The sequence below is a fragment of the bacterium genome (genome assembly GCA_022616075.1).
GTDB lineage: Bacteria > Acidobacteriota > HRBIN11 > JAKEFK01 > JAKEFK01 > JAKEFK01.
In genome coordinates this window covers 1-12,911 of record JAKEFK010000148.1, presented here as the reverse complement: position 1 = coordinate 12,911, position 12,911 = coordinate 1, and the positions used below count along the sequence as shown (strand labels likewise).

18 protein-coding genes and 1 pseudogene are annotated in these 12,911 nt (G+C 48.7%); 12 read left to right on the top strand and 7 right to left on the bottom strand.

All coding sequences use genetic code 11. The features are described from left to right. Window positions 1-42: 42 nt before the first annotated feature. From L0156_12015 to L0156_12000, 4 genes are all read right to left on the bottom strand, one after another. Window positions 43-855 (bottom strand): alpha/beta hydrolase, encoded by an 813-nt coding sequence (locus tag L0156_12015; GenBank protein MCI0603724.1) that lies wholly within the window; start codon window positions 853-855, stop codon window positions 43-45. Further along, on the bottom strand, window positions 852-1,559 hold the full coding sequence (locus tag L0156_12010; GenBank protein ID MCI0603723.1) for an RraA family protein: 708 nt from the start codon (window positions 1,557-1,559) through the stop codon (window positions 852-854). The genes L0156_12015 and L0156_12010 overlap by 4 nt, the downstream gene beginning before the upstream one ends. Continuing rightward, window positions 1,483-2,148, bottom strand: coding sequence for an RraA family protein (locus L0156_12005; GenBank protein MCI0603722.1), 666 nt, complete (start codon window positions 2,146-2,148; stop codon window positions 1,483-1,485). The genes L0156_12010 and L0156_12005 overlap by 77 nt, the downstream gene beginning before the upstream one ends. Before the next feature lie 98 nt (window positions 2,149-2,246). Further along, window positions 2,247-2,708, bottom strand: a complete 462-nt coding sequence (locus L0156_12000; protein MCI0603721.1) for a DinB family protein — start codon at window positions 2,706-2,708, stop codon at window positions 2,247-2,249. A gap of 39 nt (window positions 2,709-2,747) precedes the next feature. Between L0156_12000 and L0156_11995 the strand changes: the two genes are divergently transcribed. From L0156_11995 to L0156_11970, 6 genes are all read left to right on the top strand, one after another. Then, window positions 2,748-3,107: a metalloregulator ArsR/SmtB family transcription factor gene (locus L0156_11995; GenBank protein MCI0603720.1), complete on the top strand. Its 360-nt coding sequence runs from the start codon at window positions 2,748-2,750 to the stop codon at window positions 3,105-3,107. Window positions 3,108-3,119: 12 nt separating this feature from the next. Beyond that, window positions 3,120-3,584: an SRPBCC domain-containing protein gene (locus tag L0156_11990; GenBank protein MCI0603719.1), complete on the top strand. Its 465-nt coding sequence runs from the start codon at window positions 3,120-3,122 to the stop codon at window positions 3,582-3,584. Between the two features lie 3 nt (window positions 3,585-3,587). Beyond that, complete coding sequence (locus L0156_11985) at window positions 3,588-4,097, top strand: hypothetical protein (protein ID MCI0603718.1); 510 nt, start codon at window positions 3,588-3,590, stop codon at window positions 4,095-4,097. A gap of 71 nt (window positions 4,098-4,168) precedes the next feature. Further along, window positions 4,169-5,086 carry a LysR family transcriptional regulator gene (locus L0156_11980; protein MCI0603717.1) on the top strand — a complete coding sequence of 306 codons (918 nt, stop codon included), beginning with the start codon at window positions 4,169-4,171 and terminating at the stop codon, window positions 5,084-5,086. Window position 5,087: 1 nt separating this feature from the next. Beyond that, complete coding sequence (locus tag L0156_11975) at window positions 5,088-5,918, top strand: AraC family transcriptional regulator (GenBank protein MCI0603716.1); 831 nt, start codon at window positions 5,088-5,090, stop codon at window positions 5,916-5,918. A 34-nt stretch (window positions 5,919-5,952) separates the two neighbouring features. After that, on the top strand, window positions 5,953-6,435 hold the full coding sequence (locus tag L0156_11970; GenBank protein ID MCI0603715.1) for a hypothetical protein: 483 nt from the start codon (window positions 5,953-5,955) through the stop codon (window positions 6,433-6,435). 385 nt (window positions 6,436-6,820) lie between these two features. Here L0156_11970 and L0156_11965 read toward each other — a convergent pair whose 3' ends face one another. Beyond that, window positions 6,821-7,213 carry a hypothetical protein gene (locus tag L0156_11965; GenBank protein MCI0603714.1) on the bottom strand — a complete coding sequence of 131 codons (393 nt, stop codon included), beginning with the start codon at window positions 7,211-7,213 and terminating at the stop codon, window positions 6,821-6,823. 325 nt (window positions 7,214-7,538) lie between these two features. Beyond that, entirely contained in the window at window positions 7,539-7,814 is a 276-nt protein-coding gene (locus tag L0156_11960) for a hypothetical protein (GenBank protein ID MCI0603713.1), read from the bottom strand. A 355-nt stretch (window positions 7,815-8,169) separates the two neighbouring features. Here L0156_11960 and L0156_11955 point away from each other — a divergent pair, with 355 nt between their 5' ends. Together L0156_11955 and L0156_11950 are read left to right on the top strand one after the other, a co-directional pair. After that, on the top strand, window positions 8,170-9,309 hold the full coding sequence (locus tag L0156_11955; GenBank protein ID MCI0603712.1) for a M20/M25/M40 family metallo-hydrolase: 1,140 nt from the start codon (window positions 8,170-8,172) through the stop codon (window positions 9,307-9,309). A 21-nt stretch (window positions 9,310-9,330) separates the two neighbouring features. Continuing rightward, on the top strand, window positions 9,331-10,317 hold the full coding sequence (locus L0156_11950) for a threonine/serine dehydratase (GenBank protein MCI0603711.1): 987 nt from the start codon (window positions 9,331-9,333) through the stop codon (window positions 10,315-10,317). A gap of 40 nt (window positions 10,318-10,357) precedes the next feature. Here the strand turns inward: L0156_11950 and L0156_11945 are convergent. After that, window positions 10,358-10,488, bottom strand: a pseudogene (locus L0156_11945) (addiction module antidote protein, HigA family). Window positions 10,489-10,696: 208 nt separating this feature from the next. Here L0156_11945 and L0156_11940 point away from each other — a divergent pair. The 4 genes from L0156_11940 to L0156_11925 form a co-directional block, all read left to right on the top strand. Beyond that, window positions 10,697-10,915 (top strand): hypothetical protein, encoded by a 219-nt coding sequence (locus L0156_11940; protein ID MCI0603710.1) that lies wholly within the window; start codon window positions 10,697-10,699, stop codon window positions 10,913-10,915. Continuing rightward, a complete protein-coding gene (locus tag L0156_11935) occupies window positions 10,912-11,244 on the top strand; it encodes a TrbC/VirB2 family protein (protein MCI0603709.1) in 333 nt (110 codons plus the stop codon). Before L0156_11940 ends, L0156_11935 begins: the two co-directional genes overlap by 4 nt. A 33-nt stretch (window positions 11,245-11,277) precedes the next feature. After that, window positions 11,278-11,523 carry a hypothetical protein gene (locus L0156_11930; GenBank protein MCI0603708.1) on the top strand — a complete coding sequence of 82 codons (246 nt, stop codon included), beginning with the start codon at window positions 11,278-11,280 and terminating at the stop codon, window positions 11,521-11,523. A gap of 3 nt (window positions 11,524-11,526) precedes the next feature. Further along, the coding region (locus L0156_11925; GenBank protein ID MCI0603707.1) for a hypothetical protein at window positions 11,527-12,911 on the top strand (1,385 nt) is incomplete at its 3' end.

Genomic DNA, 12,911 nt, shown 5'->3' with positions numbered 1-12,911 from the left:
GGCATGGTCCAACATAAACAGGTCGGACAATCCTGCGATCTCTCACCGAACGAAATTATGAAGCAGGGTATAGAATTCCTTCTGACGTTCAATCATCGGCCAGTGGAAGCAACCAGCAAGTCCTTTCGACTGTAATCCTTTTCGTTCTAAATAGCGCAGCGATTCAGAAGTCACACTCTTGGTTCCATAGAAGTAAACTTTTGGGATAGAAACTGAAGAATAAAGCTCTCCGATTTCGGTATCGCCATTATTCGCAGCTGTTAAGCCCACCAGTTCTTTTGCATTGGCAAGAAATGCTTCCGGACGCGAGAAACTCAGCGAAGCAAAGTATCTGCGGCAAGATTCGTAGCAACTGCCCAGATGATGATAGATTTCCTCCTTGCGAAAGGATTCATTAAACCATTCCAGGAAGCGTCCTGACGCCTGAGCGGCGACCGCAGCGTTTGAAAAGAAAAGATCGGCTGGAGTCAGGTTCCCTTCTATGTTTACAAGTTTTGAAATTCGTGCGTTCTGATCCGATTGGCAAAGCAGTGTGGCAAGCACACCTCCCATCGAATGTCCGACAACAACAAAGGATCGAATTTGAAAATGTTCAATCAACCGCCACAGCCGGGCGATCTGGATCTGAAATGAATAATCTTTCGAAGAAGAACTTCTACCGTACCCGGGAAAGTCCGGAACGAGAAGATTCCACTCCTTGAAATCAGGAGACTCAAACACTTCACGAAACGCGAGGCCGGAATCTCCCATTCCATGAAGCAAGAGCAACGTCGACGTTTCGGAATCTGTGAAACGATTGCAGCTGAATAGAACACAGTCATCCACCTTCAAATAAGACTCCGTACCGGAGTTCATTGTAGTTGTAGAAGTTCAAGCGTCGTTGCGCCGGCCTTCAGCCGTTCTAACCATTCTCTTTCGCGATCCGCTCTTTGCTCTGCTGCAGCGAGAATCTCCTGGATTCGGGATTGAGGCAAAACAACCACACCGTCACAATCTCCACGTACCAGATCGCCCGCTTGAATCTCACATCCTCCTAAATAAATGGGACGTTTGATGAATCCGCGCGCGTCTTGATTCTTCGTTGTGGACCGGATTCGCAGCCCTCTGGAGAAAATGGGGAAATTTAAATCTTCCAGACTATTGCCATCTCTGGCGCATCCATCGAGTACTAATCCACCAATCCCGCGATACTTGGCTGCGCTGGTCATGATCTCACCCCAATAACCTGTTTCGTAGGAGCCTCCCGTGTCAACCAAAAGGATGTCCCCCATTTCAGCCTGATAGATGGCACGGTGGAGCCACAAATTATCATCATGCGGCGAATAAACCGTTACGACCGGTCCGCAGATTTGAAATCTTTTTTCAAGAGGCTTGATTGCACCGGGCAGAGCAATCGGATGCTCTGCAGCTTCATACAGTGTAACCGATGAGAAATGGAGCGCTCTTTCGATCAGTTCGGGATCCGGCCGAATCATATTCCGATCAGGATGAGGTGCTGGTTCTCCGTTGAAGCTTGAAATAACCATGCTGTTTCCGTGCGTCGTCCAGTCTTTGTCCATTCTCTACCGCTTTGCGGATTTGTTCTTCCACCATTTCTATCTCCGTCGCGATCTGAAGAACTTGCCCTTTGAGGGGTTGAGGAATAACGACGACTCCATTTCCATCCGCAAAGATCCAATCCTCCGGTTCTACTCTGACGTCCCCAAGTGATACAGGAACCATGAAATGGTCGGCCGCGACACGATCCTTGCCTGTTCGCATGTACCAGGTTCGTGAAAAAATCGGATAGCTAAGTTTTAAAATCTGGTCCACGTCGCGGAACGCTCCGTGAATGACTGTTCCGGCAACTCCACGACGAATTGCTGTTACGGTTAATAGATCTCCCCACACCGTTACGTCCTGTCGTCCGGCATTATCGATCACGATAACAGAACCTGGCGGCACATCATCGATATAGTCCCCCACGGTTTTCCCCGCCACAGAAATGGGATTCATTCTGACAGTGAAGGCGGGACCGAAGGCTCTCAAGTCAGGGGCCGCAGCCACGATTCCCAAACATTGACCATGGATACCGAGACGATCCAGCGCGTCACTGACGGACGGCGTGGTCAAGGTTTCCCATTCTCTGGCTGCAAACTGTTCGTCCACGCCTTTATCCTAGCGATAAAGAAGGCATGAGTCCAATTGATATTTAGAATAAAATCAATGAATCTTGTTCATGATATGAGACCAGGTCCCCGCAAAAGCTATTTCCATTCTTTAAGCAGACTATCCAGTTCTTCTCGATGACTTCGATCATGCTCCAGCATCATTTCTACGAGATTCTCGATTGTGATGATCCCGAATTCGCCGAAGCGTCCTTTGCGCTGGAATTGTTCCGGATGCAGATTGGAAAGGAGTGCAATGAAGGAAGAACGGCTTTGTTGAAACGCGGAAAGGGCGGCAGCCGGGTCCTCGGCTATGTAATTTCTTTCGCTTGCAATCTTCGTCCCATCAAATTCTGCAAGCTCCGGACAATCCTCCTGCAGAAGTCTTTGAATTCGTAACAGATATCCTTCCGTTTCAAGATCACGAAGATGGCAAATCTGTTCGATCAGGCAAAAACCGCCTCCCGAAGGTCGAGTTTTCCAAAATCGCGGATCTGATTCGTTCAAGATTTGTCGCAAGACCTCAGGCAGCTGCCGCAATTCACTAAGTTGGGTTTTCATCGAATCCTCCACTTGCATTATGGTAACCATATGGTTACTATGAGTCAAGATACAATGCCATCGCAGACGGACAAGACAACGCTTGTTTTTCGCGCGCTCTCCGATCCAACACGTCGCGCCATTCTGGAACGCATAGCGCTTCGAGCTACTCATGTTGCTTTGCTGAGTGAAGAGTTCCCGATCAGCCGGCCGGCGATCTCAAAGCATCTCCGGATATTAAGAAATGCCGGACTGGTCCAATACGAGGAAATCGGAAAAAAAAGAATCTATCGAATGGAGCCTCGGCCGTTGCGACTTGCCAACCAGTGGCTGGATCAATACAGACACTTCTGGGAACAGAGTTTGCAAAATCTGAAAAAGCATCTTGAAACAAAAAGGAAGGCTGTAGGAAAACATTAAAACGGAGATCCCGTGCCTGAAAAAGTGGTTGATCTTCAACTTTTCATTCGCTGCGAACCGGATCTGATCTTTGACAGTTTGACCGATCCGGAAATCGTGAAGTTGTGGTGGCGCTCTCCAGATTTCTATCAGGTCACGGAATTTCAGATGGATCGCCGGCGAGGGGGAAACTGGAGCATGAATGCACTTGGAGTCCAGGGGAAGCCATTTCAAGTGCATGGCATCGTGCTGGAATTTGATCGGCCACGCAGACTGGCTTTTACATGGAATCCAAGCTGGCAGCCAATGGCAACAACAAAAGTGCAGATTTCGCTGGATCCCGTTCCGGACGGCGCGATGCTGCGACTGGTTCATTCTGGATTTTCATTGGATGCTGCAGGCTATGAAGCTCATCTGTACGGATGGCCGCATGTTCTTGACTGGCTATCGAACTACTTGGGAGATTCAGAGCCTATTCACCGAAACGAACAGGAATGATCCATGTTCATCGAAACGATGACCAAAAATCATTTGATTCCTGATTTGTACTGTCCTTATTCTTTGAGGCGGTCACGATCCCCCGAAAACATGTGGTACTTCGCAATTATACTAACAGTCCTTGGAAACGTTCTCTATCACGTTGCGCAGAAATCCATTCCCTCAGCAACCAGTCCTTTCGTATCACTTCTGATTACATACACGATTTCGATCGCCATAACGGCCATTAGTTTGCCCTTCGATGGCTCACAACTGAGCTTCCGAGAGTCCATTCAACAACTCAATTGGGGAAGTGTTGCTGTCGGAATCTCTATTTTTGCAGTGGAAATCGGATATTTGCTGGCTTATCGCGCGGGCTGGCAGATCAGTACAGGCGCGCTTTTTACGTATGTTGTAACTTCTTTACTTCTTTTCCCGGCAGGGGCTCTGTTTTTTCACGAGAGAATCTCCTGGATCAATGGATTGGGAGCTTTGCTTTGTATGAGTGGTTTGATTCTGGTTCTGCGTAAATAGTTTCTGCCAACAAATAGCATGAACAAATCTAATGGTTGCCCTAAGATTAATTATATGCTATCATGACATCAATGGACCTGGAAGTACGGCATCTAAAACTTATAGAGGCAATCGCAACGGAAGGGGGGATGACGCGTGCTGCCGGCCGTCTTCATCTGACGCAATCCGCTTTGAGCCATCAGCTTAAAGAAATTGAGGACCGCCTGGACACTCCTCTTTTTTTGCGCTTGAAGAAAAAAATGGTTCTAACCGAAGCCGGTGAAAGAGTGCTCCTCACGGCCCGGCATGTGCTGGAGGAGCTTTCTCATGCCGAGCAGGAGGTTCGAAAAATCGGAAAGGGGGAACAGGGAGTTCTTAGAATCAGCACTCAGTGTAATACGTGTTACCACTGGTTGCCGCTGTTGTTGAGACCTTTTTACTCCAAGTATCCCGGAGTGGAAGTTCGTATCGTGTTGGAAGCCACGGACGCTCCGGTAAAAGCTTTGATGGAAGGCAAACTGGATCTCGCTGTCGCGTATTCCAAGTTACCGGACCGTGATCTGTCGTACTTTCCGTTGTTTGAAGATGAGCTCGTTGTCGTGGTACCGAAAGCACATCCGCTCGCTTCGGCTCCCTATGTCACGGCTCAGAATCTGGCAGGTGAGAATCTAATCCTCTATGCAATTCCTCTTGAAACCAATCTTGTATTCCAGAAGATCCTTGCTCCGAACAATATTACACCCCGAAAAATCTATCCGGTTATGTTAACGGAGGCGATCATAGAGATGGTGAGCGCGGAAATTGGAATTTCCGTGCTTGCTCGGTGGGCGGTTGCTCCTTATATAAAGTCGGGAAACCTGAAGGCTGTCCGGTTGACAAAGAAAGGTGTGTATCGCGAATGGTCTGCTGTAATCAAAAAGAACCAGCCTATTCCATCCTATTATATGGATTTCATAGAGCTATTGGCCGAACGTGCCGTGCCTTCTCGAATGAAAGTATTGAAAGCATGATATGTCAGAGCAAAGGCATAGCCCAATCACGCTCGGTGCTCTTTTAAGGAGCTCGAGTAACGGGCATCTGATTATTACAGAAACAAAGCACGCAGCAGGACTGACTCTTCAACCGCACAGTCACGAAAGAGCAAGCATTTCATGCGTTCTTGAAGGCTCCTTCCTTGAAGCGACACAGAACGAATGTCATGAATGCCAGGTCGCGACAGTTCTAATGAAACCGGGTGGCGAAATTCACTCCAATCGATACGGCAGTCAGGGAGCACGAACTTTAATCGTTGAGTTAAAACAGGATTTGTTAAATCTGATTCAGGAGATTCCATCTGTTTCGATTTTCCTCCGGACCGAATGTTTTCCAGGCGGGATTCTGAGCGCATTAGCGATGAAGCTTTATAAGGAATTCCGGGCTCAGGATGGTGCTTCGATCCTTGGAATGGAAGGACTCGTATTAGAAATGATGTATGAAGCTTGTAAGGCTTCTGCGTTCCATGTACCCAACAGAATTCCTTCCTGGTTATCAAAAGCGAAAGAATTTCTCCATGACAATTTCAAGAATGGATTGACACTATTGACTGTGGCCGGAGTCGCGGGTGTCCATCCGGCTCACCTGGCAAGAGCATTTCGGCGTCACTATGGAATTACTGCCGGCGAATATGTCCGCCGGTTGAGAGTCGAATGGTGCACCACTCAGTTGCTTCATTCTGATCGAGAAATTCTTGATATCGCCCTGGAAGCGGGCTTCTACGATCAAAGCCATTTCATCCGCGTTTTTAAATCCTTGACGGGATTCACCCCGTATGAATTCCGCCGATCCAAAAGGCTTGTTCATTGATCGAGCAGTAAGGAACGCTAGGCAAGTCGCAGACATGCAGCAAGATGACTCATCGATCCGGAAGGCGTTTGCCTTTGTAGAGGAACATGGCGTTGTGCTTGAGAGCGGCCGTGGTCCGGTTCCTTCTCTCGCGGACGCCATCGCTGGAGAGTTGATCCGGGGCAGCTGGTGGGGGCACCAGAAAGGGCGAGATATTTTTCGCGCCACACGAGCCATACGCGATTCTTCTGATGTTCTAGTTTGCCGACTCATAGATGGCAAGATTACCTTTGTTCATCGCCGCCTCTGGCCGGCGCTGGTTCGTTTGGCGGATAGACTCGAGCCCGGGACGCTCATCGCAATTCGTGAGAAGCACACAGCTTCGGGAGCGCATAAGCTTGTGACAACACCCTTCCCACGATGGGTGCCTGTGACGATCCGGGAGGCAGCCAGGAAGATGTCCGAGACCGAAGCTCGAAACAGTTTTGGAGACTGGCTACCGATATCACACCGACGCAAAACAGCCAGGAGTCGATAACCTGCCATCGAAAAGAAATGAAGTCCTGATCTCCGAGATCATGCCCTTCCAGAAACGCAAATCTAATCCTGAAATCAAGCATAACAACCTGTGTGACATGGCGGTAGTCAAGTCGTTCCTGGACTTCAGTATGAATGCCAAATCGCTGTCACCACGTTTATTTGAGTGCGTCGCGTGTTGAAAATAGAGTGCATAAAGAAACCTTACGACGGTCACCGATGAACATCCGTCCCTATTTTGTTCTATAGGCAAGTTTCAGGTTACCGTTCTTCGGCTGTGAGGAGGTGAATGTTTTGTTCCGGTGCAACAATCATCTTGTGTAACCCACGTTTACGGGAATAACTGTTTCTAAAAACTTAAGGAGAGCCTTCGAACTTCTAGGCGGTTACTGGCCTCTTGCCCGGCGGTGTCGGGGCCTTTTGTTTGCCCGGAGAACAAGGGCAGCAAAAAGTTGAACTGTCAACACCCAAAAAAAGAAGTTGGCAGTGGTGATAGGAAACGTTATGGTCCCCACGAAATCAACCCAACCGCTACCCCATCGTTCCCAACCTGCGGCTGGAATCGGAAAACCCATTATTTTGGTTTTCTCTGAAGTAGAGTAGATCAAGCCCGAAAAAAAGACTCCAGCGGCAATTCCCAAAAGAAGAAACAACACGATATAAAATTTCCGCTGTCGATCGGACTTCACATTGAATGCTACGAGACGTGCATTCCATCGGATGACTTTGTAAGCTGCAAATGCTAACGCAATTGCCAAAAAGAAAACCAAGATTTCCATTTCAAGTTTAGAGTAATCAATTCATACTGTCGTGTCATTCAAAGTTAGAAATTGCGATTGCCACCAGGCATTGTCGTGTTTGGCATTGGATTTGGTTCATCGCCACGGCAGACAGGACAATTCGAATTAGTTCCACATCTTGAAATAATTCTTTCGGCAACGGTGTGGCAATCGTTAATGGGCGGGCACCAGAAACCGGTGGGAGTTCCATGGCCGTGAGGACCGCTACCAATTGCAATGGCTTTATTTACACACTTTTCGTCGACATCCTCAACATCCCAACATTTCGTCCCCTTACGTTTCTTGGCTCCGCTCGTGTGATCCGTTATTTGCGTCCTGACAGTTGCAAAACACCGGTCAACCTGAACACCTCCACCAAGTGGCCCATTCCAGCTTCATATTTGTCCGTTTTGATCCAACAATGAGCAATCTTTGTCCAACGCAAACCACCAATATCGTTTGGCGCGCAGCATTTCTGAACTTTTAGACCGCTTGGGTCAGAATTCAGGCTCCGTCTATCCTTATGAGCCGGAAGTTCCACAAAAAATACGACTGCACAAACTGCAGCAAAGATAAGCACATTTTCATGTCGATCCTTCATAGCCAATCTTTGTCAATTAATATAAAGAATCCGTCATAACTCGATCCAATGAAAACTTCTCATTGATCCCATAGAATTCCTTAATTGTGATTTATCTGAATCGACGACCGTTAACTTTACTTGACTCCTTTCGAGCTCCTTCAATTTGCCAGGCTTGGGGAGGCGTAAAGCATAGTATCTCGAGCAAGAGCCCCATATGAATTTCGGCGATCCAAAAGGGTTCTTCATTGATTGAGCAGTAACACGGAGGCAAACTGCGGATGTGCAATAATCTCCGAGATCATTCCTTTCCAAAAACGCAAATCAAGTCCAATCCTAAAATCAAGTCAGATGCGATCATTGTAATGAGGAACCTATGGATCATCAAACGTTGCGATTGCTTTGCGATTTGATTTCAATCAACTCGATTAACCCGTCATTGGTACCGGATGGTGCCGGAGAAAAGGATATTGCTGATGCGGTAGCATCAACTCTTCGCAAAAGTGGAATCGAAGTTGAATGGCAGGAGGCGGCTCCCGGCCGTCCGAACGTGATCGGAATCCTGGAAGGAAGAAAACCGGGGCGCACTTTGATGTTTTGTGGTCATACGGACACGGTTGGCGTGCAAGGAATGGAGGCGCCGTTTGATCCAATCCGCCGTAACGACCGAATTTATGGCCGCGGCGCTCAGGACATGAAGGGCGGACTCGCAGCGATGATCGGCGCGGCAAAAGCAATCGCAGAAAACGGAGGTCTTTCTTCAGGCCGATTGATCATTGCCGCCGTATCAGATGAAGAATACGCAAGTGTTGGAGCGGAAGCGCTGACAAAGAAATGGGGAGCCGATGCAGCAGTAGTTCCGGAACCAACGGATTTGTTGATTGTGGTTGGGCACAAAGGTTTTGCGTGGGTGGATGTGGATGTTGCCGGCAGAGCTGCCCATGGAAGCCGGCCGAATGACGGACGAGATGCGATTCTCAGGATGGGTCGTGTGCTTGCGAAACTAGAGCACCTGGATCACACGATTCAAACACGGCAGCCACACCCTTTACTCGGCACCGGCTCACTGCACGCATCATTTGTTCGGGGCGGAAGAGAGTTGAGCACCTATCCGGATCATTGCTCGCTGCAACTGGAGCGCAGACTTCTTACAACCGAACCGATTTCCCTTGCGCTTGAGGAACTGAATGAGATTCTGGATGCGTTGCGAAAAGAAGATCCGGAATTTGAAGGGTCTGCAAAACTATTGTTCGGACGTTCAGCGTATGAAATCCCTGCAGAACATGAGCTGCCGCGCACACTGGAATCGATCGTAAAACGCCTTGGTAAAACTACGCGAACCGGTGGCGCGACCTACTGGACCGACGCAGCAATTCTGGCGGAAGTTCATATTGACTCGGTCGTATTCGGACCAACCGGAGCCGGACTTCACAGCACCGAAGAGTACGTCCTGTCAGAAGATGTGCTTTTGTGCCAACATGCGTTTATAGAGTTGATTCGATCCTATTGCGGTTAGAAAATTCTATTTCGATGAAGAATGATGGGCGATCCCTCGTTTGAAGGAATTCAGAAAACCGCACAGGACATTTCATTCTGGATCAGTCCGACACCGCTGACCGAATCTCACATTCTGTCCGCATTTCTGAAGAGCACGATATGGTTGAAGAATGAAACATTCACCCCGATCAGCTCTTTCAAACTGCGCGGCGCACTGGCTGAGATCATCAGAAATCCATCAGTGAAAGGAGTCGTCACATCTTCCACGGGAAATCATGGCCTTGGGGTCGCTTATGCAGCGCGCTTGATTGGCAAACCCAGTTTTATTTTTTTGCCGAATCGCGCCAATCCGGTCAAACGAAGGATGATCCAATTCTTCGGCGGTTCCATTTTTGAAAGAGGGGAGGACCTGGATGAAGCAAAGTTGCTCGCGATTCAATACGCTAAAGAGAATCATTTTCTAATGATTGATGACGGTGAAAGCAAAGGAGTCATCGAAGGGGCAGGAACGATCGGGTTGGAAATCGGCCAGAGTCTGAAGAAAGTGGATTATGTCCTTGTTCCGATGGGGAGCGGGTCACTCGCTTCAGGAATCGCGATCGCGATGAAATCGCTGCATCCAAATGCAAAAGTAATTGCCGTTCAATCGGAAGGGGCTCCGGCCATGGCGCAAAGTTTTCGAATGAAACGAAGCGTGTCTCTGCCGTGTAATACGATTGCGGATGGTCTGGTCTGCCGTGTGCCGGCCGAGCTATCGTTGAGAATGTTAATTGCTTTTGTGGAGGATACCATCACTGTATCGGATGAAGAGATTCTTCGTGCGGTGAGGGATCTCGCGCTCGAGGCTCACATTCTTACAGAACCATCCGGTGCTGCTGCGCTTGCAGCCGCCGTTCAACTCCGGGAAACGATTCAAAATCAGGTTGTCGTACTTGTTCTGACCGGTTCCAATATAACAGACCAGCTCCTGAAAGAAGCTCTCTCTTGCAAGTCTCTCATTCGGCATTTGAATACGACTATTCCTTGAATGCCTGGATGTTCCAATTTCACGTTGTGAAAATCGCCCACTGTCCATTCAGGATTTCGGTAATTCTGTTCGTAGGCACATCGAGCTGACGCGCCAACTCTGCAGCACTCTCCTTAACTCTTTGAGCTCCTCTGCCAGATGCTCCCCAGGGTGAATAGCGGTGATTGTCATGGTGGTTCACCTAATGATAACCAACAATCTCCACGTAAGCATGTGTTATGCGTTACGTCAAGCATAAGCAATGAAGGAAGCAAGACGAGTCGAAATAATTTCGCCCTGAATGCAATAGTTTTCGACATCACATACATTCCAAGCCCTTCATCTCCTCGATAAGAGTCCTGGCACGTTTGTTGATAAAGGCTGCGGCGGAGGATTTGACATGAAGGAATACATCGCATACGGCGCCGCAGCGGCCGTGCTGATCAGTCTTCTGGTATTTGCACCGGGACAGACCATTGCAGCTTTTTTGATTCTGGTTTTTCTGATCACCGAGCCGGAAGGCAACAGGCGAAAACCTTTGCTGCTGCGACCCTTCTTGAGAAAGAAACCTCCACAGCAATCAAATGATGACGGCAATTTATCAGAGGTGAAAAAATGAAAATAGCAAAGTGGTTCAAGCATGAAACGCGAACCAAAATGCTGGCGGTGTTAGTTCTCACATTGGTGTTTGGCTTTCATTCGGCCGCCTTCGCACAGAGCTCCGGAAACTCTCCGCTGTACAACATCGGCCAGGCCCTTGCCGATATTCTCGCCGATTTCAAGTTACTCATACCTATTATCGGCGTGATCGTCTTCATCTGGGCCGGGATCAAAGTGTTGTCCGGACAGCGGGATGCGATTCCCTGGGCGATTGGAGCGCTGGCTGGCGTAGTGATTGCACTCAATGCAGACACCATCTACACCTGGCTCAGCGGACTGGTTGGCTAAACAACGTTATTGGGATAAGGAGGCCCTGCAACAATGCGAAGCGCCGAACACAATCGATCGCTTTCCGATGGACTGCGAATTCTGGGATTAAGTGCGGTTGAAATCTGGTTCATTGCGCTGCTGTATGTTCCCGCGCATTACATCTTACCCGGCTGGCTCTCGCTATTCGGATTTGTTGTCGGTTACTTCATCTGCAGGGCCGCCGACACCGTAGAGCCGCATTTTCTTGAAACAACCCTATTGTATCTCGCCCAACCACGTTTGGTGCGAAAGAGATAGCCGATGACTCTACGACACGTATCGCTCGATCAGGTCTGGGATATTGCAGATGTTCCCAATGGAAACGGATTCCTGACGCAGGATTATCACTACGCAAAAGTATTCGCTTTAAGAGACAGCGAACAGTGCGCAGGTGAGTTCCAGGCGCTACTTGGGGAATTAAATGGAAAACTCCGCGTGAGCCTCTATGCGAATCTCATAGATGGACGTACATATACGCATGCGGTGTTAACCACCATCGGGCCCATCTCCCTGGGGCCGGGCACAATGCGGAAGAAAAAATTCACCAGAGTTCTTGAAGACTACGTCATGAAGCGCGAGTCAGAAATTACTGCACTTGCTAATCGTTACAAAAGTCTGCTGTCCAATACTGTTACAGGCGACTCGCTCCGTTGCTTTGCCGGATTCATCTATTCGTCACACATCGTTGATTTCGAGCACTTCACAATCGACAAGGTTCTGCAATTTCAGTCCAATGGGGAAATCCAGTTGCTAACCACCGGCAAAGATTCACACTTCCAAACTTTTCCGTTCTATGTGATTTCCGTACTGGATGCGCCTTACTCAACCGGGTTTTGGCAGAACCTGTGGAAGTTTGACGGAGATTTTTGGTGCGTGGTCTCGCTGGATCGCATCGATCAGACTTTTGCGGAAACGTTGCTCGATCAGACGCGGAACATTTATCACGCGACCAATCAAGAGCTCAAGCTACCTGATATCGCCAAATGCTTCCGTCATAGCACGACGTTCTTATACTCAGCAGCAAAATACACTGAGCTCAGTTATTTTCTGTCGCACCTGAGATATCTGGGATGCAACGTTCAAGTGCAGTCGGTCAGAGCAGAAGAGGCTCTCTGCAACATGTTGCCGCCCGGGCGGGTTTTTGGACAATGCGCAACGGATAATCCACACACGCTTTTCCCGACCGGGGCAGGCAGTCCTCTTCAAGTCCCTGCTAAGTTACAATCGATGCCCAAAACACAGCAGTGCAAAGCGATCCGTGTAAAAAGTACTCGAAACCAGCCCCTGTACCAGAAGTGGCCGCTGATCTCGTATGACCAAAGCAGCGGCACGCTCATAACGGATCGTCACGACTTCTTCAGGATCTATTCGCTCAATTCATGGTGGGATCCGCATCTATGCCCGGTAAATTATCCGGCAATCGATAGAGCGTTAAACACGCTGGGGGATAACAAAGTTTCGCTTACTTACTATCTTTTGCGCGCGCCGATCGATCCCCTTGAGGCGACTCATCCGCTCATGTACGACCAGCTCACATATTTGCGGGATCAGAAGCTGGCATGGAAAACGAAAGGCTTCATCGTTCTCAACTACCGTTTGCAGGAACGGAATCTAAAGACACTTTACAACGTGACTCATGAACAAAT